The organism is Flavobacterium rarum (SeqCode) (genome assembly GCF_965234445.1).
In the GTDB taxonomy this organism is placed as follows: domain Bacteria; phylum Bacteroidota; class Bacteroidia; order Flavobacteriales; family Flavobacteriaceae; genus Flavobacterium; species Flavobacterium rarum.
Genome location: NZ_OZ248479.1, coordinates 480,968 through 501,720, shown reverse-complemented (window position 1 = coordinate 501,720; position 20,753 = coordinate 480,968). Strand labels below are relative to the sequence as shown.

The 20,753-nt window shown below is 32.9% G+C and carries 20 protein-coding genes; 9 read left to right on the top strand and 11 right to left on the bottom strand.

The window, feature by feature from the left end:
• Nucleotides 1–214 precede the first annotated feature (214 nt).
• From AC8GF4_RS01995 to AC8GF4_RS01955, 9 genes are all read right to left on the bottom strand, one after another.
• The gene (locus AC8GF4_RS01995) at nucleotides 215–2,752 is read right to left on the bottom strand and encodes a heavy metal translocating P-type ATPase (RefSeq protein ID WP_506592284.1); all 2,538 of its coding nucleotides are present in this window, start codon (nucleotides 2,750–2,752) and stop codon (nucleotides 215–217) included.
• 53 nt (nucleotides 2,753–2,805) lie between these two features.
• Nucleotides 2,806–3,162, bottom strand: coding sequence for a heavy metal-binding domain-containing protein (locus tag AC8GF4_RS01990; RefSeq protein ID WP_506592282.1), 357 nt, complete (start codon nucleotides 3,160–3,162; stop codon nucleotides 2,806–2,808).
• Between the two features lie 104 nt (nucleotides 3,163–3,266).
• The gene (locus tag AC8GF4_RS01985) at nucleotides 3,267–3,827 is read right to left on the bottom strand and encodes a helix-turn-helix domain-containing protein (protein WP_506592280.1); all 561 of its coding nucleotides are present in this window, start codon (nucleotides 3,825–3,827) and stop codon (nucleotides 3,267–3,269) included.
• 19 nt (nucleotides 3,828–3,846) lie between these two features.
• Nucleotides 3,847–6,075, bottom strand: coding sequence for a multicopper oxidase domain-containing protein (locus tag AC8GF4_RS01980; RefSeq protein WP_506592279.1), 2,229 nt, complete (start codon nucleotides 6,073–6,075; stop codon nucleotides 3,847–3,849).
• A 1-nt stretch (nucleotide 6,076) separates the two neighbouring features.
• Nucleotides 6,077–6,934 carry a DUF3347 domain-containing protein gene (locus AC8GF4_RS01975; protein ID WP_506592277.1) on the bottom strand — a complete coding sequence of 286 codons (858 nt, stop codon included), beginning with the start codon at nucleotides 6,932–6,934 and terminating at the stop codon, nucleotides 6,077–6,079.
• Between the two features lie 146 nt (nucleotides 6,935–7,080).
• Entirely contained in the window at nucleotides 7,081–7,455 is a 375-nt protein-coding gene (locus AC8GF4_RS01970; RefSeq protein ID WP_506592275.1) for a hypothetical protein, read from the bottom strand.
• 78 nt (nucleotides 7,456–7,533) lie between these two features.
• Nucleotides 7,534–7,878, bottom strand: a complete 345-nt coding sequence (locus AC8GF4_RS01965; RefSeq protein WP_506592273.1) for a phage holin family protein — start codon at nucleotides 7,876–7,878, stop codon at nucleotides 7,534–7,536.
• Nucleotides 7,879–7,933: 55 nt separating this feature from the next.
• A complete protein-coding gene (locus AC8GF4_RS01960; RefSeq protein ID WP_506592271.1) occupies nucleotides 7,934–8,695 on the bottom strand; it encodes an alpha/beta fold hydrolase in 762 nt (253 codons plus the stop codon).
• Between the two features lie 82 nt (nucleotides 8,696–8,777).
• The gene (locus AC8GF4_RS01955; protein ID WP_506592269.1) at nucleotides 8,778–9,491 is read right to left on the bottom strand and encodes a pyridoxine 5'-phosphate synthase; all 714 of its coding nucleotides are present in this window, start codon (nucleotides 9,489–9,491) and stop codon (nucleotides 8,778–8,780) included.
• 114 nt (nucleotides 9,492–9,605) lie between these two features.
• On the opposite strand from AC8GF4_RS01955, the gene AC8GF4_RS01950 reads away from it, so the two are divergent.
• The 8 genes from AC8GF4_RS01950 (at nucleotide 9,606) to murI (ending at nucleotide 17,909) form a co-directional block, all read left to right on the top strand.
• Nucleotides 9,606–10,265, top strand: coding sequence for a CBS domain-containing protein (locus tag AC8GF4_RS01950; protein ID WP_506592267.1), 660 nt, complete (start codon nucleotides 9,606–9,608; stop codon nucleotides 10,263–10,265).
• Nucleotides 10,266–10,293: 28 nt separating this feature from the next.
• Nucleotides 10,294–11,178 (top strand): NAD kinase, encoded by an 885-nt coding sequence (locus AC8GF4_RS01945; RefSeq protein WP_506592265.1) that lies wholly within the window; start codon nucleotides 10,294–10,296, stop codon nucleotides 11,176–11,178.
• 161 nt (nucleotides 11,179–11,339) lie between these two features.
• Nucleotides 11,340–12,017 (top strand): type IX secretion system protein PorG, encoded by a 678-nt coding sequence (gene porG, locus AC8GF4_RS01940; RefSeq protein WP_506592263.1) that lies wholly within the window; start codon nucleotides 11,340–11,342, stop codon nucleotides 12,015–12,017.
• Between the two features lies 1 nt (nucleotide 12,018).
• Complete coding sequence (gene uppS / locus AC8GF4_RS01935; RefSeq protein ID WP_506592261.1) at nucleotides 12,019–12,759, top strand: undecaprenyl pyrophosphate synthase; 741 nt, start codon at nucleotides 12,019–12,021, stop codon at nucleotides 12,757–12,759.
• Entirely contained in the window at nucleotides 12,692–15,433 is a 2,742-nt protein-coding gene (locus AC8GF4_RS01930) for a BamA/OMP85 family outer membrane protein (protein WP_506592259.1), read from the top strand. Before uppS ends, AC8GF4_RS01930 begins: the two co-directional genes overlap by 68 nt.
• 35 nt (nucleotides 15,434–15,468) lie before the next feature.
• On the top strand, nucleotides 15,469–16,467 hold the full coding sequence (locus AC8GF4_RS01925; RefSeq protein WP_506592257.1) for an OmpH/Skp family outer membrane protein: 999 nt from the start codon (nucleotides 15,469–15,471) through the stop codon (nucleotides 16,465–16,467).
• 55 nt (nucleotides 16,468–16,522) lie between these two features.
• The gene (locus AC8GF4_RS01920; RefSeq protein WP_506592255.1) at nucleotides 16,523–17,023 is read left to right on the top strand and encodes an OmpH/Skp family outer membrane protein; all 501 of its coding nucleotides are present in this window, start codon (nucleotides 16,523–16,525) and stop codon (nucleotides 17,021–17,023) included.
• Nucleotides 17,024–17,132: 109 nt separating this feature from the next.
• Nucleotides 17,133–17,909 carry a glutamate racemase gene (gene murI, locus AC8GF4_RS01915; RefSeq protein WP_506592253.1) on the top strand — a complete coding sequence of 259 codons (777 nt, stop codon included), beginning with the start codon at nucleotides 17,133–17,135 and terminating at the stop codon, nucleotides 17,907–17,909.
• Between the two features lie 290 nt (nucleotides 17,910–18,199).
• On the opposite strand, the gene AC8GF4_RS01910 is transcribed toward murI, so the two are convergent.
• Together AC8GF4_RS01910 and AC8GF4_RS01905 are read right to left on the bottom strand one after the other, a co-directional pair.
• Nucleotides 18,200–18,715 carry a gamma carbonic anhydrase family protein gene (locus tag AC8GF4_RS01910; RefSeq protein ID WP_506592251.1) on the bottom strand — a complete coding sequence of 172 codons (516 nt, stop codon included), beginning with the start codon at nucleotides 18,713–18,715 and terminating at the stop codon, nucleotides 18,200–18,202.
• 12 nt (nucleotides 18,716–18,727) lie between these two features.
• Nucleotides 18,728–19,711: a PorP/SprF family type IX secretion system membrane protein gene (locus tag AC8GF4_RS01905; RefSeq protein WP_506592249.1), complete on the bottom strand. Its 984-nt coding sequence runs from the start codon at nucleotides 19,709–19,711 to the stop codon at nucleotides 18,728–18,730.
• A gap of 125 nt (nucleotides 19,712–19,836) precedes the next feature.
• On the opposite strand from AC8GF4_RS01905, the gene AC8GF4_RS01900 reads away from it, so the two are divergent.
• Complete coding sequence (locus tag AC8GF4_RS01900; RefSeq protein WP_506592247.1) at nucleotides 19,837–20,730, top strand: NifU family protein; 894 nt, start codon at nucleotides 19,837–19,839, stop codon at nucleotides 20,728–20,730.
• The last annotated feature ends 23 nt before the right edge of the window (nucleotides 20,731–20,753 follow it).

The window sequence follows — 20,753 nt, the reverse complement described above, 5'->3', positions numbered from 1 at the left end:
TTATATTTTTTTTAAGTTTTTAATATAATGTATAAAAAAAAACTGATAATTTGCACAAAAGTTCTTGCTTTACGAGATGCGTGAGGGATAGAGCAAGGCGCCATAGCGCTCGTGATAGCCCGACCCTGTTAAGCCAAGGGGCTTTGTAAGCGGCTCGAAAAGCAAGCCCCTTTGCTCAACAGGGTCACGCCCAAATTTGCATTATTAGCATTACTTAAAGTTTTAAATTCCGAAGCCTTAGTGCATTCGTGATCACAGAAACGGAGCTGAAACTCATGGCCAAAGCCGCTATCATGGGAGAAAGTAAAATTCCAAATACCGGATACAAAACGCCAGCTGCTATTGGTATTCCTAATACATTGTATAAAAAGGCAAAAAGCAAGTTTTGCTTGATGTTTCGCATAACGGCGTGGCTCAATTTTTTGGCTTTTACGATTCCTTGCAAATCGCCTTTGACCAACGTGATTTTGGCACTTTCGATAGCAACATCGGTTCCGGTGCCCATTGCAATTCCGATATCGGCTTGTGCCAAAGCGGGTGCATCGTTTATCCCGTCACCTGCCATAGCAACGATTTTGCCTTGACCCTGCAGTTTTTTAATTTCTTGTAGTTTGTCTTCGGGCAAACAATTGGCTTTGTAGGAGGACAATCCTAATTCGTCTGCCACGGCTTTGGCTGTATTTTCGTTGTCGCCTGTAAGCATTATCACGGCAACGCCTTGACGTACTAATTCTTGTACTGCAGTGGCACTGGACTTCTTGATAGCATCGACAATCGAAACAAAACCAACAGCTTCACCATCAATGGCGATATAAGAAACGGTTTTTCCCTTTTTTTGCTCGTCCGTAACTTGATTTTCTAGTACAATAGGAACAATGACTTTCACTTCTTGCATCAAGGCTTTGTTTCCTAAAGCCACTTTTTTATCGGCAACAGTTCCAACAACTCCTTTTCCAGCAATGGCTTCAAAATGGATGACTTCGGATAAAGGAATCGCTTTGACTTTGGCATAATGGACAACTGCTTCTGCCAAAGGATGCTCGCTGTTGGTATTAACCGAAGCTATCAATTGCAACAGAACATCTTCGTCCTTGTTTATTGCATATATTTTTTCTACCGAAGGTTTCCCTTCGGTGATTGTTCCTGTTTTGTCGGTAATTAAAACGTTCACTTTGTTCATGTTTTCTAGGGCTTCGGCATTTTTTATTAAAACTCCCGATTGCGCTCCTTTCCCTACTCCGACCATTACAGACATGGGTGTTGCCAATCCCAAAGCACACGGACAAGCAATAATCAATACGGCGATAGCATTGATAAAACCATACACTAGCGCGGGTTCTGGACCATAACTTGCCCATACAAAAAAGGTGATTACAGCAATTAAAACCACAATTGGAACAAAATATTTGGCAATGACATCTGCCAATTTTTGAATAGGCGCTCGGGAACGACTGGCATCGTTTACCATTTGAATAATTTGCGACAACACCGTTTCTGACCCAACTTTTTCGGCAACCATCACAAAAGATTTATTACCATTAATCGTTCCAGAAATCACAGAATCACCAACCGTTTTGTCAACTGGAATCGGTTCACCAGTAATCATCGATTCATCGATATTGCTTTGACCTGTGGTGATTTTTCCATCAACTGGGATTTTCTCTCCAGGTTTTACTCTTAGTAAATCACCTTTTTTGATGTCATGAATCGAGATTACAGAATCGGTTCCGTTCAGGACCAAAGTAGATTCGGTAGGGGCCAATTTCAATAATGCTTTTATGGCTCCGCTGGTTTGGCTGTGGGCTTTGGCTTCCATCAATTGCCCCAACAAAACCAGGGTTAGAATTACGGTTGTAGCCTCAAAATAAAGCGAAACTTCTCCGCCATGGCCTTTAAATTCATGAGGGAATACCTCCGGAAAAAACAAACCTACCAAACTAAATAGAAAGGCAACGCCTGACCCAATTCCAATAAGAGTAAACATATTTAGGTTCCATGTGATTATGGACTTCCATGCTCGTACAAAAAATATCCAACAAGCATAAAAAACTACTGGAAGTGATAAAAATAGTTGAACCCAATTCCACTTGGATTGATTCAAAATTGTATATAAAGGATTGTGCGGAATCATTTCGGACATGGCAATGATAAAAATTGGAAGTGTAAATCCAACTGCAATTTTCATCTTTAGCAACAAGTCTTTGTAATTGGTATCATCCTCCGAATCTATGGGTGTCATTGGCACTAAATCCATTCCGCAAATAGAGCAAGACCCAGAATGATCTTGAACAATCTCAGGATGCATAGGGCAAGTATATTGTGTCTTCTGCAGGGTTACTTCGGGATATTTAACTAAATCCATTCCGCAAACTGGACAATCTCCCGCTTTGTCATAGACTTTTTCACCTTCGCAAAACATGGGGCAGTAATATTTTCCCGGATTATTATTTAGAGTTATTTGTTTGTTTTGATCTTCTGAATCTTTTGTGCCACAACAGGATTTCGCAATTGGCTTATCCTCGGTTTTATGAAATGCAGTCACAGAATCATTTTCTGTTATAGTATATTTTCCAACCGAGTATAATGCTTTTTGAAATTGAAAAACAGAAATATGCTTTTCCGTTGTAATGGTTGCAATTGGCGGATCTAAAGTGACCGAAGCTTCAACTCCCTCAATAGCATTCAAAGTTTTCTCTACATTGGTTCGACAACCATCGCATGACATTCCTGTAACTGTATAAGTATGTATCATAATTGTGGATAAAAAAAGCCTTGCGAAAATCACAAGGCTTTTTTGAAAATTATTTAATGTTTCATTTCTTTCGAATCCATCTTTTTCTCGGTCATTTTCATGCCACATTTAGGACATTTACCTGGTTTATCAGATGTAGCTCCATCCATTGTACAAACGTATTTATTTTTTACCACAGGAATTGTTTGACTTCCTTTGACAGCGGTATTGTGAACCGCTACTTTACTTGCCACTAAATCCATACCACATTTACTGCATTGCCCTTTTTTTTCACTGATTTCTTTGGGATGCATAGGACAAGTGTACATTGTTTTTTGAACTTCTTTTTTAGGAGTTGTTGCTGATGATTGGGCCGATACAGATGTGCCAATAGCAAAGAATGCTACTAAAACGATAATTAGTGTTTTCATGATTTTTATTATTTATTATTTATATTCAATTCTTTTTATCAATACAAAGTTCGGAAAATTACGTTCTCCAATTGTTGTAGAATTCTTAATTAAATTTGTAAAACTTACAATTGATCAATTTGAATTCTTTTGTTTTTATCCATTTTTTTAAAATTGGTCGGGGTGATTCCAGTAACTTTTTTGAATTGATTGCTTAAATGTGCAACATCGCTGTAATTCATTTTAAAGGCAATTTCACTTAAGGATAATTCATTATAACTCAAAAGTTCTTTTACCTTTTCAATTTTTTGACTTATAAAAAAATGTTCAATTGTAGTTCCTTCATAATCAGAGAACAAGTTACTTAATGTATTGTAATCTTGTGCTAAATTTTCGGATAAATAGCTCGATAAATTGGTTTTTATATCTAAATTTCGATGATGAACTAAGCCTATAATTTGGTTTTTAATTCTTTCAATGGTACTATTTGTTTTATCCTCCAACAATTCAAACCCAAGCTCTATAAGGCGAGTATTTAAAACCACTTTATCTTGATCATTCCAATCTTCCAAAAGTTCAACTTGTCCTAACTCAATTGTAACAGTATGAATTCCATGCTTTTCAAATTCCGATTTCACAACCATTATACAACGATCACAAACCATATTTTTAATGTATACCTTCATTCTCGATTGATTAAATGCATTAATAATTTAAACTCATTCCAAAACCCAATCCCATATCACTGTCGTAATGTGTTGTTATTCCAAAATTCCGTTTTACTATATAACGCAAACCAGCCATATATTCTTTGTCGGTATTCCACATTAAATTCATTCTTACTCTCTTTGAAACAGGAATATCTTTTCTTTCAAATTGCAAACGAATATTTCCATCAGTAAACACTTCCGCTTGGGCTTTTATGAGCATTGGTAAAGTAAGCTCTATACCAGCACTAAACACCGAACGAACATCTTTGGTACTTTCTTGACCAAAAAGATTCTTTTCCGTTTCTCCTTCTTCCATTTCTCTATAACGCCAATCGAAACCCACAAATGGCATAATCCATTGCATTTTTCCAATATAACGGCCTATATGTGTTTCCGTTTCGTAACCATGATGATCATTATAACCCAATCGCCATTCTGTACCAATACTCCATCGTGTGTTTTGTAGCATTACTTCACCATCATTTCCGTTGGTTGCAAAATCGTTTTCAGCCATAAAATGAAATGCTCGATCATCGGCAAACAACTTGCGTTGCGCCAGTTTTGGGTCTGGTATTTCTGGATTAGGCGCTTGGTTTTGGTAAGTAAAAACCCTTCCCATACCACTCATCATGTGATAGAGAATATGGCAATGAAAAAACCAATCCCCTTCAACATTAGCATTAAACTCAAAAACATCAGTTTCCATTGGCATAATATCTACGATGTTTTTAAGAGGTGCAAAATCACCTTGCCCATTTAACAGTCTAAAATCATGACCGTGTAAGTGCATTGGGTGCCGCATCATGGAACCGTTGTAGATTGTAATTCGAACATTCTCTCCTTTCTTGATTAGAATTTTGTCTGTTTCGGAAACCACTTTATTATCTAAACTCCATACATAACGGTTCATGTTTCCTGTCAACTCAAATTTTAATTCTTTTATAGGAGCATCTTTTGGAAGTGTTGTTTTGGTTGGAGATTTTAGCATTGCGTAGTTTAATGTAACAATATCCGAGAGTTCATTACTATTGTAATCTGCTTCGGTCATTTTCATTTCTTTTTTACTATCCTTTTTTGACTTTGCAGTACCAGTAATTTCTGGATACATCACCACATTCATGTCCATTTGATTTAGACTCATACTCATTCCCATATCATCTAAATCTCCATTCATTTTCATCATATCATTCATCATTTTCATCCCTTCAAAATATTTTAATTTTGGCAAAGGAGATTCTAATTGTTTAATACCCTGACCTAGATATAGTGAAGTTGATTTTGTGCGATCTTCTGATGTTGCAAGAAATTCGTAAGCTGTTTTGTCTGCTGGAATAGTCACAATTACATCGTACGTTTCAGATACTGCAATGATTAATCTATCCACCTCTAATGGCTCAACATCATTCCCATCATTGGCCACTACAGTTATTTTACTGCCTGCATAAGTGAGCCAAAAATAGGTGGATGCTCCTCCATTTGAAATTCGCAAACGGACTTTGTCTCCTGCCTTAAATTGTGACAATTGACTTTCGTTTTTTCCATTAATAAGGAATTTATCATAATACACATCGCTCACATCCATAGCATTCATTCGTTTCCATTCGTTGGTCACTTTGGTGTTAAAATGCCCCTCTTTTATTGCTTCTGCATAGCTTTGTGTTGTGCCTTTTTGTATTGCAAACCAATCAGAGGCATTGTGTAGCATTCGATGCACATTATCAGGGTTCATGTCCGTCCACTCACTTAAAATGACAGGAACCGTTGGCAAATCATCAATTCCTTTTCTAAAATTTGGATCATCGTTTTTTTTATTCAAAATCATCGACCCATACATTCCAATTTGCTCTTGCAATCCCGTATGACTGTGATACCAATGTGTTCCGTGTTGGATAATTGGAAATTTATATAAATGTGTAGTGTGTGGTTTGATAGGCATTTGAGTCAAATTGGGTACTCCATCGTATTGATTGGGCAAAAACAAACCGTGCCAATGCAAAGAGGTCTCTTCGTCTAACTCATTATGGACATAAATTTCGGCAATATCTCCTTCAGTAAAAGTTAAAGTAGGCATTGGAATTTGACCGTTAACAGCAATAGCTCTTTTGGAAATTCCTGTAAAATTTACAATGGTATCCCGAACATACAAATCATACCGTACTGTCTTTTGAGCAAATGATTTTACACCAATAAATATAAAAAAGATTACAATTAAAAAATTTTTCATCTTATTTAATTGTTTCTACTACCTTCCCACATGTTAACATCTGAGCGCCGTAATATGGATTCTTTATCGCACTTTCTTTACTAAGCCAATTGGCTCCTTTTCCACCTTTGGCCATTGGACAAAACTGATAATATACAGGTGTTTCTAATTTAGAAACCTTAAGCAATTCATACATGTTTTTAGATAGACTTGAAAAATGATCTCTCTGATGAGAAACCTCTTTTGTCTCTGAAATATGTTCTGAGTGTTCAATTAAAGAATTCATAACTTTCATCCATACCATATGAACTTCAGGTTTTAAAGATTCCATTTTTACTGCTTTAATAGAAGTCAAAAGTGCAGCAGATTTTGTAGCAGCAACAGTACCATCGGTTTTTACTAAGGCGTCTTTTAATGTAAAATAATTATCAAAAACGGGTTGCAGCTCATTAGTCTCTTGATTTTGAACAACAGATGAAGAATTAGAAATTGTCATTCCTGCCATCTCATTTTTGGACTCTACCTTTACAGCAACTTTAGCCTCTCTATCATATTGACAACAACCGTCTAGATTTGAATAGGCTTTGTCTGGCGCAAGAAATGAATCACTGTCATAACCCGCCAATGCAATTTTTTTTAAGATATATTCTTGATTTGTTTTTTTAGTATCATAAGTAAGTGTTGCCATTTTCGTGTCTGCATTCCAAACTACTTCAGCTATATTTTTTTGACTTCCAGCTTTATCAATTTTTGATTTACACATTCCGCAATTGCCATAGATCTTTACAGTTTCGGTTTTGGTATTATTAATTTGCGCGTAGGATTGAGTGATAGAAAGCATTATTAATGTTACTATCATTATTTGTCTTAATGAATTCATTATGTATTATTTTTAAATGATGAATAAGTAAAACAATATTCAAATTACAGTTAACACTATATTCGATGTATTGATTTACATTTAATTGGAGATTTAAAGCAATATTTGCTTGGAAATTGACACACCATTGGCTGTCAAAATTAAATTTAGCCTATTTTGGGAATGAGCCAAATGGATTGAAAACCAGAAGAAATTAAGGCTTCCAAATTAAAATATTTTGCTTTTTCTGTATAATAAAAAAGATTTTTAGTATATATTTCGGATGTAAAAGCAGTAAAAAAGGCAACTTGTGCTATTGGAATATTGCAATTGGAATGTCCACATTTGCCACCACAACCATTATGATGCTTTCCATTAGTAGTGTTTGCAGTTTTGCAACAATCTGTATTTTCTTTTTTCGAAGAAACTTCTTTTTCACAAGAAGTTTTGTCTGAATATTTATTTTTACATGCAAAAGCTGTATCCGGCATCATTAAGAAACCAAATACAGCCAATACTAGTATGTAAATATTATTATTCATTTCAGTCAATCTAATTAACAAAATTACAACATTTAATGCTTAATATCACAAACAAAGCTGAAACATTAGAATTAAAACCTATTTGTCATCTCCTATAATTGAGTAGACTATGGACTGAGAAAGCGATAAAATAATGCTAAAAATCATGGCTACCCAAAAGGAATCTACCGTAAATCCGCCAACAATTTTAGTACAAAGCAAAATAATCAAAGCATTGACCACCAATAGAAACAATCCTAAAGTAACTATTGTAAAAGGTAAAGTCAACAATACCATTATAGGCTTAATAAAAATATTAAGAAGTCCCAATACTACTGCTACAAGCATTGCAGTATAAGGACCTGCTATATGAACTCCAGGCAAAAAATAAGCAATCCCAAAAACCAATCCTGCTGTAACAAATATTCTAATAATCAAATTCATTGTCGCTCTTTTTAAAATTTCAATAAATATAATAAAAATTCTATACTAATCTAAATTATTTTAAAAAAACACTTGCTAATTCATAAAACATTTCTGGGTTTTCTGCATGCAACCAATGACCAACATTTGGAATAGTTTCAATGCTTGAATTTGAAAAATACTTTTTAATACCCTCAATATCATTGTCTTGAATGTAATCCGAATTCCCACCTCTAATGAAAAGAGTTGGTTTTTCAAAGATCAACTCAGTTTGTAAAGCTTTACCAATTTCGTTTATATTGTTATTGAAAACCGCCAAATTGAATCGAAATGCCAATTGTCCAGGTTCTTTCCAGTACAAACTTTTCATCAAAAATTGTCGTGTCCCAAAATCAGGAATGTAATTTTTCATTAACTCCTCTACATCATTTCTGCTTGGTTTGGTAGAAAAATCAACCGCATTGAGTCCCGCTAAAATATCTTGATGATGAGGCGCATAGAACTTTGGTCCAATATCGGCAACTAGTAATTTATCAACTAGATTGGGATAAGAAGTTGCCAAAAGCATAGCCGTTTTTCCTCCCATAGAATGTCCTATCACATCAATACTTTCAATACCATTTTCATTACAATATTCGAAAACATCCTGTGCCATGATTTCATAACTGAATTCATCTGAATGAAAACTACGACCGTGGTTTCTCAAATCCAGTAAATGAACTTGAAAACCAGCAGATGCAAATTGCATGCCAAGTGTTTTCCAGTTATCAGACATCCCTAAGAATCCGTGCAATATAAGTAAAGGCTTCCCCGAGCCTTCTATTTTTGAGTAGAGCATTTTGATTGCAGATTTTAGATTTTAGATTTTAGATTGCAGAATTCAAACTCAACATCCTAGAATCATTAATCTATTTTAAGAACTATTTCAATTTTTGCAAATACATATTCACCACATTATCCAAACCAAGATAAATAGCTTCTGAAATAAGTGCATGTCCAATAGAAACTTCCAATAAACCAGGAATATTTTGATTAAAGAACTGTATGTTATCCAAACTTAAATCGTGTCCTGCATTAATTCCCAATCCTAACTCATTGGCCAAAACAGCCGAAGTTACATAAGGATCTATTCCTTTTTTGTTTCCTAAAGCATACTGATGTGCAAAAGCCTCGGTATAAAATTCTATTCTTTCAGTTCCAATTTTTTTGGCACCTTCAATCATTTCCATAACTGGATCAACAAAAATCGAAGTTCGTATTCCATTTCTTTGAAACTCTTGAACAATTTCTGTTAAAAAAGAAGTGTGTTTAATCGTATCCCAACCTGCATTTGAGGTAATGGCATCAACAGCATCAGGAACCAAAGTCACTTGGGTTGGCTTTATTTCTAATACTAAATCAATAAAAGTACGCTCTGGATTTCCTTCAATATTGTATTCTGTATAAACAATTGATTTTAAATCTCGTGCGTCTTGGTACCGAATATGACGTTCGTCTGGACGTGGATGAATGGTTATACCCTGACCTCCAAATTGCTGAATATCAGCCGCTACTTTAAGCAGATCTGGAACATTTCCGCCTCTCGCATTTCGCAAAGTGGCTATTTTATTTATATTTACGCTTAATTTTGTCATAGAAAGATCTATTAATAGGTGTACTAATATTTTTTTAGACAAAAATACAAAGTAAAAGGTAGCATATTTTGTATATTTTTGATTATTTTGCATCAAATATTGAGGATACATTTTATGACAGATATTAAAAATTACATTACAAACGATTACAAAGCGATTAACAGCCAAGAAATCATTGGTGTTGTACAAGATTTTTTTGATGATTTAAATTTTTCTCATTTTCCAATAATAGAAGAAGAAATTTTCATCGGTAGTATAGCTGCGGATGACATTGAAACTTTTGACACAGACAAAAAAGTAACCGATTATAAATATACACTAGATCATTTTTTCGCCAGATCCAATATGATTTGGCTAGATGTGTTAGAGGTATTTGCTAAAAACCACACCAATTTGGTTCCTGTTTTAGACGAAAACAACAAATATATTGGGTATTATGAAATAGAGGATATCATTAAGTTTTTTCATGAAACCCCTTTTTTAAAAGAACAAGGCGCAATAATAGTAGTTAAGAAAAACATTATTGATTATTCGATGAGTCAAATTACTCAAATAGTAGAAAGCAATAACGGAAAGCTATTAGGTCTTTTTATTTCAGATTCCGACATAAACACAGTTCAAGTAACCATCAAAATCAATTTAGGCTCTATCAATGACATTATACAAACCTTTAGGAGATATAATTACGAAATATTGTCAGAGCATTATGAAGACAATTACATTAACAACTTAAAAGAAAGATCCGATTATTTGGATAAATACATGAATATGTAATTCAAAAAATTAAAGAGCAGCCAACATTATGAAAGTAGCCATTTACGGTCAATATTATCTAGTAAGCACAGAACCAATCATAAAAGACATTTTTGTGTTTTTCAACACTAATAATGTAGAAATGGTAATTGAATCCAATTTTTTGAAAATGCTTTACGATAAAAACATTGTAAAAAAAGAATATAAAACTTTTTCAACTCATTCCGAATTGGATAGTAGTTTTGACATGTTGATAAGTATTGGAGGAGACGGCACCATATTGAGAGCTGTAACATTGGTCCGTAATACGGGCGTCCCACTTTTAGGCATAAATGCTGGAAGATTGGGTTTTCTTGCCACCGTTCAAAAAGAAAATATTGCCGCATTTATGCAATTTGTAATCGATAAAAAATATACTATTTCTAAAAGAACTTTGTTGAGTTTAAAATGCTCTCCAGATAATGAAGCTATCGAAGAACTCGATTTTGCAATGAATGAAATTTCTGTAAGTAGAAAAGACACCACTTCTATGATAACCATAGATACCTATTTGAACGATGAGTTTTTAAATTCATATTGGGCAGACGGATTAATAATTGCAACACCTACAGGATCTACAGGATATTCTTTGAGTTGTGGCGGGCCAATATTGACACCAGATGTAAAAAGTTTAGTCATTACACCAATAGCGCCACATAACCTAAATGCAAGGCCATTAGTTGTTCCGGATGGAACTGAAATTAGACTAAAAGTTTCAGGGAGAGAAGAACAATATTTAGTTTCCTTGGACTCTAGAATCACAACTGTCAAAAACGATTCGATATTAACCATTAAAAAAACTTCTTTTGAAATTAATATGGTTGAAATTCCCGAAGAAACGTTTTTAAAAACATTAAGAACAAAATTACTTTGGGGTGAAGACCGAAGAAATTAAGCTTTATTTATATATTTTATACGATAACGTTTCATTTTTTCGTTTAATATCAAGAGTTTAACCAAATATTTAAAGTAACATACTTTAAAAAAGAGCGCTATTAACAATTAGCGTATTGAAAACTATTGATAATTATTATATTTGCAACCAATTTTAAATTTATGTTGAAATTTTTAAGTTTATTTTTAAGTTTATTTACCCTAACTGCTACTCATGCACAAATACATGAAATAGGTGTATTTTTGGGCGGAAGCAATTTTATAGGAGATATTGGAACTACAACTTACATTAAGCCAAACGAACCTGCATTTGGAATACTTTACAAATGGAATAAAAGCCCAAGGCATTCGTATAGATTTTCATATACACAATCTAAAATTTCGGGAGATGACAAAGACTCAAAAGAGCAAGGCAGACAAAATAGAGGGTATCGTTTTACAAACAATTTGAAAGAACTATCAGCAGGATTAGAATTCAATTTTTTTGATTTTAACCTACATGAATACAAAAACAAAATAACTCCTTATGTTTATTCCGGTTTGAATTTTATTTATTTTGATGGAAAGTACTTAAACTCAAATATAATAAAATCAAACGGTAATTCTACATCTATAGCAATTCCAATGGCTTTAGGATTAAAATCAAATATTTCTGAAAATTTTATTTTAGCAGCAGAAGTTAGAGCCAATTATTCTTTTACTGACAATCTAGACGGCAGTAATCCGAGTGACAATTCTTTACCTAAATTTGGCAACATAAATAATAATGATTGGTATGTTTTCTCAGGAGTTACTTTGACTTATACATTTGGAGAAAAACCATGTTACTGTAGCGAATAAAATGATATTAAAAAACGAAATAAACACTGGAAACATACCCAAACACCTTGCCATTATTATGGATGGGAATGGGCGTTGGGCAAAACAAAAAGGATTCCTTAGAACCCTAGGACATGAGAGTGGATCTAAATCTGTCAAAATAATTATACAAGAATGTCTAGATTTAGGTGTAGAATACCTAACACTTTATGCTTTCTCCACAGAAAACTGGAACAGACCAAAGCTGGAAGTAGACACTCTAATGAGAGTTTTGATCAATTCCTTAAAGAAAGAACTCAAAACAATGCAAGACGGAAACATCAAAATGAATGCAATTGGTAATATTGACAAACTACCAAAAAACGCACAAATTCAATTAAATGATGTGATAAACAAAACTAAAGAGAATACGAAAATGACATTAACTCTGGCCTTAAGCTACGGATCTAGAGAAGAATTGGTAAATGTTGTGAAAATAATAAGCGAGAAAGTTAAAAATAATATAATTTCAATAGACAGTATTGACGATTCAATTATAAATGAGCATCTTTACACACATAATCTACCAGATGTTGATTTATTAATAAGAACTAGTGGAGAACATAGAATAAGTAATTTTTTGTTATGGCAAATTGCATACGCAGAATTATATTTTACAGATGTACTATGGCCAGACTTTAAAGAACAAGATTTACATGAGGCTATTGTTAGTTATCAAAAAAGAGAACGTCGATTTGGAAAAACAAGTGAACAAATTAAATAAATTTTTAGTGTTACATAAAAGCATAAAACTAGTCCTTACCATTTTAATTTTAGGAACCTTTACTCAAATAAAAGCGCAAGATAGAGTACCATTTGATCAAGGCAAAAAATACATCCTAGCTGATGTTAAAATTGTTGGCGATATAAGTTTTAACCCCCAAACTGTAGTTACTTTCGCTGGATTAGAAAAAGGGCAAGAAATTACAATTCCTGGAGAACAAATTAGTGGCTCAATAAAAAAATTAGGAAAACTTGGTTTATTTGATGAAATCTCATTTTATATTAATCGTATAGAAAAAGATAGCATATATCTTGATTTGAATATAATAGAATTACCAAAAATTAATCAAGTTAAATTTGTGGGTGTTTCCAAAAGTAAAGCAGAGACATACATCAAAGACAATGGCTTAACTAATGGGAAAATAGTAACTGAAAATTTAATTACTACTACAAAAAACTATATCGAAAAAAAATACAAGAAAGATGGCTTTTTTAATGCAAAAGCATACATTACCACTACAAAAGACACCCTTACTTCCAATCAAGTAAATATGCTTGTAAAAGTAGATATAGGCGATAAAGTCAAAATATTTGCTATTGATTTTGAAGGAAACAAAGAAATCAGTAGTAGCAAACTATTGAGTTCTATGAAGAACACAAAGGTTAGAAACTCCCTTAACTTTTTGAAGAGATCAAAATACATTGAAGACAAATACCAAGAAGATTTAGAAAAGATTGTAAACGATTACAAGAAAATTGGATACCGTGACGCGCGCATAAAAAACGATTCTGTTGTTTATAATAAAGAAAAAAATGGAATCTATATAAAAATTAAAGTAGAAGAAGGACTTAAATATAAATTTGGAACTATAAAATTCATAGGAAACACGGTATATTCTGACGAAGGGTTAAGCAGTATGCTTGGTCTTAGAACAGGGGATGTATATAATGGAGTTTTATTGCAAGAAAGAATTGCCGACAAATCAAAACCAGATGGTGAAGACATTACCAATTTGTATCAAAATAACGGATATTTGTTTTCGAATATTAATGCTGTAGAAACAAAAACAACTGAAAATACAATTGATTTTGAAATTCGTATTACAGAGGGTCCAATAGCTTATTTCAATAAAATCACAGTTGTTGGAAATGACAAAACCAATGATGAAGTTATCTATAGAGAATTAAGAACTCATCCTGGTGACAAATACAACAAAGGAGAACTTGTAAGAACCATTAGAGAAATTGGGCAATTAGGATTTTTTGATCCAGAAAAAATAGAACCAAAATTCAAAAATGTTGATTCAGGAGCGGGAACTGTAGACATCGAATACAATGTAGTAGAAAAAGGTGCTAGTCAAATAGAACTTCAAGGAGGTTATGGTGGCGGAGGTTTTGTGGGGACTTTAGGACTTTCATTTAATAACTTCTCTGTAAGAAACATATTCAACAAGGAGGCATATCATCCTCTTCCAATGGGAGATGGTCAAAAAGTAGCCTTACGTTTGCAAGCTAGTTCGTATTTTAAAACATACAGTTTATCATTTTCTGAACCTTGGTTTGGAGGAAAAAGACCAATACAGTTTAGTAGCTCATTTTCTTTTAGCCAACAATACAATTCAAATTTTCAAACCCAAAGAGTTGACAAATCAAGATACATAAACATTACCGCTTTATCTGTTGGAATGGCAAAAAGATTGACAGTACCAGATGATTATTTTACATTATCTCAGTCAATTAGTTTTCAACAATACGACTTACACAATTATAACGTTGGTTTATTTACTTTTGCAAATGGATCTTCAAGTAACTTATCATATACTATAGGTTTAACTCGAAATAGCAAAGGTTTTAATCCTATCTTTCCAACCTATGGAGCAGAATTCGGAGTAACAGGTGAATTTACACTACCATATTCAGCATTCAATGGAGTCGATTATACTAAATTAGGACAAGAAGAAAAATACAAATACAAATGGACAGGTCAATCTTATGTTGACAACAATGATAGAGTTGTAAATGCAGGCGATTATCTTGACAAATATCCGAGTTCATCTTACGTATCTAATAAAGTAGATAATTACCAAGATGGTGTTGCCGATCCAGCAAAAGTAGACCAAGAAAAGTTCAAATGGTTGGAATATTACAAAGTACAAGTTAATGCAGACTGGTTTACAACCTTATACAAAAAATTAGTCTTACGTACTTTAATGCAATTTGGTTTCTTAGGAGCTTACAATCAAGATCGTGGTGTTATACCTTTTGAAAGATTCTATTTGGGAGGAGATGGAATGGCTGGAGGTTCTATTGATGGAAGACAAAATATTCAATTGAGAGGATATGAAAATGGGGCTTTGACACCAGCAAGTTCAACTGGAGAAGCATTTGGAGCAACAATTTACAATAAATTCTCATTAGAATTACGTTATCCTATAACATTAAAAGCTTCTGCATCTATTTATGCTTTAGCTTTTGCTGAAGCAGGGCAATCATATGAATCACTGTCCGATTATCAACCTTTTAATTTGGCTCGTTCAACAGGGGTTGGTCTTAGGGTGTTTATGCCAGCATTTGGATTATTAGGAATTGATTTTGGTTATGGTTTTGATGCTGTACCAGGAGCAATACAACCAAGTGGATGGCAAACACATTTTATTATAGGACAACAATTCTAATTAAAATTGGTTTGAAATTTCTAAAATTAAAAATTATGAGAAAAGAATATTTATTTATAATTTTATCGTTTTTTATTGGTATAACCATAAACGCTCAAACCAAAGGAAATAAGGTAGGTTACATTGATATGGAATACATATTACAAAATGTACCTGATTATATCGAAGCAAAAGCTCAATTGGAGCTAAAAGCTCAAAAATGGAAACAAGAAATTGAGACTAAGAAATTAGATATAAATAAACTGACTGAAGCTTTAAAAGCAGAGAAGCCATTATTGACAGCCGAATTAATAGAAGATAGAGAAACAGAAATAAAATTTTTAGAGTCTGAAAAATTAGATTACCAACAAAAAAGATTTGGTCCAAATGGTGATTTAATTATACAAAAATCAGGATTGGTAAAACCAATTCAGGATCAAATTTTTACTGCAGTACAAGATATAGCAGAAGCAAAAAAATATGATTTTATTTTTGACAAATCATCTCATTTAACTATTCTTTTTGCCGCAAAAAGGTTTGACATAAGTGATCAAGTAATTCGAGTATTAAATAGAACTGAAAAAAGAGAACAATTAACCAAGAAGCAACAAAAAGAAGAAGAAGCTAAAGAGAACAAGGAAGACGCAATAGATGAAAATCCAGTTCTAGCCGAAAGAGAAAAAGCATTATTGGATAAAAAAGCAGCTAGAGAAAAATTAGTTGAAGATAAAAAACTAGCTCAAGAAGAAACTAAAAGAAAATACGAAGAAAAAAGGAAACAATTATTGGCAGAAAGAGAAGCCAAAAAGAATGGAACGGTTTTACCGGCTACAACAGAAACTGCAACTAATCCTGGTGTAACAACCAAATCAAGTGGAGAAGTAGCAAAACCTACAAATGAAACAGCTAAGCCAAATGTTCAAGAAGAACGCAAAAAAGCACTAGAAGAAAAGAGAAAAAAAATACTTGAGGAACGAGAAGCTACCAAAAAAGCAGCTGAAGAAAAAAGATTAAAAGAACTTCAAGAAAGAGAGGCTTTGAAAAAAGCAAATTAATAAAAAACAAAAGTAAACAACTAAACAAATTCTAATTATTTAATATTTAAAAACGATGAAACAATTCAAAACTTTACTAATTGCTGGATTACTATTTATAGGAGCTACTCAAATTTCAACAGCTCAAACTAAAGTAGCACATGTTGATGTAAGCGAAATAATGACAAAAATGCCAGCAATGCTTGAAGCTCAAAAACAATTGGAAAAATTGAGCGGAACTTATGATGCTGAATATAAAAAGATGGTTGAAGAATATCAAGCAAAATTGAAAAAGTACGGTGATGAATCTGCTACTGTAACAGAAGCTATAAATCAAGATCGTTCTAAAGAAGTTCAAGATATGCAAAAAAGAATTACTGATTACAGAGACAATGCTCAAAAAGAATTACAAGCAAAAGAATCTGAAATTGTAAAACCAATTATGGAAAAAGTAAGAGCTTCTATTCAAAAAGTTGGTAAAGCTAAAGGATTCCAATATGTTCTTGATGGATCAACTCTGTTATTGGCTGACGGTACAAACATTACTATTGATGTAAAAAAAGATTTAGGATTTTAATCCAAATAAAAACAATTCTAGACTGCTCTTCCAAAATATTTGGATTGAGCAGTTTTTTTTTACACTATAAAATATAGTATATTTAAACTGTAGTTTTAATTTATTTAATATGACAAACGATAGTCCAATAGGCATTTTTGACTCTGGAATAGGTGGGACCTCCATCTGGAAAGCCATACATGATTTATTGCCAAACGAACAAACCATTTATCTGGCAGACAGTAAGAATGCACCTTATGGCCAAAAATCAAAAGCAGAGATCATATCTTTGAGCATGAAAAATGCCGATTTGTTAATACAAATGGGTTGTAAACTCATAGTAGTAGCCTGCAATACCGCAACAACAAATGCTATACAGGAATTAAGAGCCAAATACAATATTCCATTTATTGGAATAGAACCAGCTATTAAACCAGCAGCTACTCATTCAAAAACACAAACAATTGGAATCCTTGCTACGAAAGGGACCTTAAACAGTGAACTTTTTAACAAAACGACCGAGAAATATCAAGACATCAAAATCATCGAGCAAATTGGCCATGGTTTGGTACAGCTGATAGAGAATGGAGACATTAATTCGCCTGAAATGACGAAATTATTGCAGTCTTATCTCACTCCAATGATTGAAGCTAATATTGATTATCTTGTGCTGGGCTGCAGTCATTATCCTTATTTGATTCCACAAATAAAAAAAATGATTCCAGAACATATTCACATTATTGATTCTGGAGAAGCCGTTGCTAAACAAACCCAAAATATTCTTAGAGATATTGTAGGTTTTACATCGAAAAAAAATAGCACACCTTTTTTTTATACCAATACAAACCCAAAAGTCTTAAATGAAATTTTAGAGAATCAATATAAAGTTCAAGAGAAGGATTTTTGAATGTAGATTAACGTTTTTAAACCCGAGTGATAGCAAAATGTTATTATGATTAAGGATGAAATTATAAATTTGATTGCTGATTATTGATTAAGGTCCTGATAGTTATCGGGATTGATTTCTGATGTGCAAAATCTTTAAAATCGACTATTTTATATTTGCAATACAAAAACCTGACTCGAAAAAAAGCAAACTGACAAAACATTTCAGATGTTTAATTTCGAGAAAAAGCTAGCAACTTTCTATTACCAACACGAAATCCTAAATGTACAATCAAAATGTACAATCTTAAATCATTCCTCCTTAAACCAGCTAGAATACATTACATAATTATTGGATATACGTTCAATTTCACCTGCAAAATTGGACTGGTCTATATCTTTTACTTTCTTGGCAGGAACACCTGCCCATATAGTTCCTGATTCGATTACAGTATTTTGAGTCACTACTGCACCTGCAGCAACTATAGAATTACTTTCGACTATACAATTATCCATAACAATTGCTCCCATTCCTATTAACACATTGTCATGAATCGTACAGCCATGAACAATAGCATTGTGTCCTATAGATACATTGTTCCCAATAATTGTTGGGTGCTTTTGATACGTACAATGTACAATGGCACCATCTTGAATATTTACTTTGTTTCCTATTGTTATATAATGAACATCTCCTCGTAATACTGCATTAAACCAAACACTACATTGAGATCCAAAAGTAACATCCCCAACTATAGTAGCATTCTCTGCAACATAACAATCTTCCGGAATGTTGGGAGACTTTCCATTTACTGCTTTTATTATCATTTTCTATTACTTTTAATTAATGGCGGGACAGTTACAATCGTATTTTTTAGGTTTACATAAGAAGTTGATTCCTAAAGTAAGTTGATGAAATCCTGCAGTATCGTATTGAATGTCTCCTAATAAGTGAGTATAGGTATAAGCAAACATGTAACTTTTATAATTAAAACCTAAAACAGGAGTAATATACTGCAATTTCTGGCTATTAGTTCCAGTTCCATTCAAATATTCGGCTCCATCAAAACTTCTTCTATAGGACAATCCACCCCACAATTGACCCATATCCAATTTTTTATATACTTTTAAATTTAAATCAATTGAACTTTCCTTCGTTTTGTCTACATATTGATACAATACAGATGGTTCCCATAATACTTTATCGGCATTACCAAAAATATAACCTCCACTAGCAATAAATTTTCTCAAATTGTCACTTTCATATTCGCTGTAAATATTTTGTCTTGTTTCCAAAACATTTTTCACTACTCCATGTAAACTAAAATCCAGATAATTATAAGATGCTCCTATATCCAAATTGAAATAGGAATCCTGTCTAACCCCACCTAAAGCGGGATCAGGATCGGTAAACTTAGTTTGATCCAACTGACTTTGATTAACACCTACATTTATACCAAATGACAATTGATTCAGGTCAACTTCATCCCTAGAAAACATTATATGATGCGCATAGGTGGCCTTGAATCCAAATTGTGAATGATATCCGTTTACATCATTAAAAATAATAGCTCCAACTCCAGACTGCTCTCCCACTCTACCATTATAACTTAAAGTTTGCAAGGCAGGTGCATCTGATTGGTCAAACCATTGTCCCCTTACCGTAAGTCTAAGTTTTGAACAATTTGATGCTCCAGCCATAGACGGAAAAATTAAATAATAATTATCCGATAAATAATCAGAATACACAGGTATTCCCTCCTGGGAAAAAGTACTCAAAGTGATAAAAAAGAGGACAACAATAAACTTGATTTTAGTATACATTATAAGGGGTGTTTTTATAAAATTTATGACGAAAATAGAACTTTTGTTAATTTGTTCATTAAATTACCAAATATAGTTAATCATAGAAAATAACTTTACTAAATTTGTAAAAAATAACAAAAATCATGACAAAAGTTACTATAAAAGAAACTCAAAATCCAACTATAATAAAATTTGAATTCCCTGATTTCATTACTCAAAATGAAAGCTTTGAGTTTAAAAATATAGATGAGGCAAAAGCTTCACCACTTGCTCAACAATTATTTTATTTACCTTTTGTGAAAACGGTGTATATTTCAGGTAATTTCATTGCTATTGAACGATTCAGTATTGTAGAATGGGACGATGTAAAAGAGGCAGTAGCAGAACAAATTGAAACGTATGTTAACAAAGGTGGTATTATTATAACTGTTGAAGAAAACAAAACAAAAAAACAACCCATTACTGTTTATGGAGAATCGACTCCAAATCCAGCGGCTCTGAAATTTGTCGTTAGCAGAATGCTCACAAAAAATGCAATAGAATTCAAAAACATAGATCAAGCTACTCCATCTCCATTGGCAACAGAGTTGTTTAAATTTCCTTATGTAAAAGAAATTTTTATAGATGAAAATTATATTTCGGTTACAAAGTACGAAATTAACGAATGGCAAGACATTACACTTGAGTTAAGAAGTTTCATTAAACAATATATTGAAAACGGCGGAACTGTATTGGATGAAAATTTAATTAAAGCTGTTGTAAAAGACGAGAAAACAAAAGACGAATCCTTTGATTCTCTTGATGAAACCTCTCAAAAAATCATCAACATATTAGAAGAATATGTAAAACCAGCAGTTGCCGCAGATGGTGGAAACATACTTTTTGATTCGTATGACCAAACAACAAAAACAGTAAAAGTAATTATGCAAGGCGCGTGTAATGGATGTCCTTCATCTACGTTTACTTTAAAAAGCGGAATTGAAAACATGTTAAAAAGCATGTTGAATGATGAAGAAATAAAAGTAGAAGCATTATAATAGCATTTTATTTTTTAGATTTA

Bases quoted from the DNA above. Each gene is read 5' to 3' on its own strand.
- AC8GF4_RS01985 (WP_506592280.1), bottom strand. From the start codon at position 3,827: ATGAAGGTATACATTAAAAATATGGTTTGTGATCGTTGTATAATGGTT.
- AC8GF4_RS01920 (WP_506592255.1), top strand. From the start codon at position 16,523: ATGAAACAATTCAAAACTTTACTAATTGCTGGATTACTATTTATAGGA.
- AC8GF4_RS01975 (WP_506592277.1), bottom strand. From the start codon at position 6,934: ATGAATTCATTAAGACAAATAATGATAGTAACATTAATAATGCTTTCT.
- AC8GF4_RS01965 (WP_506592273.1), bottom strand. From the start codon at position 7,878: ATGAATTTGATTATTAGAATATTTGTTACAGCAGGATTGGTTTTTGGG.
- AC8GF4_RS01980 (WP_506592279.1), bottom strand. From the start codon at position 6,075: ATGAAAAATTTTTTAATTGTAATCTTTTTTATATTTATTGGTGTAAAA.
- AC8GF4_RS01955 (WP_506592269.1), bottom strand. From the start codon at position 9,491: ATGACAAAATTAAGCGTAAATATAAATAAAATAGCCACTTTGCGAAAT.
- AC8GF4_RS01900 (WP_506592247.1), top strand. From the start codon at position 19,837: ATGACAAAAGTTACTATAAAAGAAACTCAAAATCCAACTATAATAAAA.
- uppS (WP_506592261.1), top strand. From the start codon at position 12,019: ATGATATTAAAAAACGAAATAAACACTGGAAACATACCCAAACACCTT.
- AC8GF4_RS01905 (WP_506592249.1), bottom strand. From the start codon at position 19,711: ATGTATACTAAAATCAAGTTTATTGTTGTCCTCTTTTTTATCACTTTG.
- AC8GF4_RS01950 (WP_506592267.1), top strand. From the start codon at position 9,606: ATGACAGATATTAAAAATTACATTACAAACGATTACAAAGCGATTAAC.
- AC8GF4_RS01925 (WP_506592257.1), top strand. From the start codon at position 15,469: ATGAGAAAAGAATATTTATTTATAATTTTATCGTTTTTTATTGGTATA.
- AC8GF4_RS01970 (WP_506592275.1), bottom strand. From the start codon at position 7,455: ATGAATAATAATATTTACATACTAGTATTGGCTGTATTTGGTTTCTTA.
- porG (WP_506592263.1), top strand. From the start codon at position 11,340: ATGTTGAAATTTTTAAGTTTATTTTTAAGTTTATTTACCCTAACTGCT.
- AC8GF4_RS01910 (WP_506592251.1), bottom strand. From the start codon at position 18,715: ATGATAATAAAAGCAGTAAATGGAAAGTCTCCCAACATTCCGGAAGAT.
- AC8GF4_RS01960 (WP_506592271.1), bottom strand. From the start codon at position 8,695: ATGCTCTACTCAAAAATAGAAGGCTCGGGGAAGCCTTTACTTATATTG.
- AC8GF4_RS01930 (WP_506592259.1), top strand. From the start codon at position 12,692: ATGAGGCTATTGTTAGTTATCAAAAAAGAGAACGTCGATTTGGAAAAA.
- AC8GF4_RS01945 (WP_506592265.1), top strand. From the start codon at position 10,294: ATGAAAGTAGCCATTTACGGTCAATATTATCTAGTAAGCACAGAACCA.
- murI (WP_506592253.1), top strand. From the start codon at position 17,133: ATGACAAACGATAGTCCAATAGGCATTTTTGACTCTGGAATAGGTGGG.
- AC8GF4_RS01990 (WP_506592282.1), bottom strand. From the start codon at position 3,162: ATGAAAACACTAATTATCGTTTTAGTAGCATTCTTTGCTATTGGCACA.
- AC8GF4_RS01995 (WP_506592284.1), bottom strand. From the start codon at position 2,752: ATGATACATACTTATACAGTTACAGGAATGTCATGCGATGGTTGTCGA.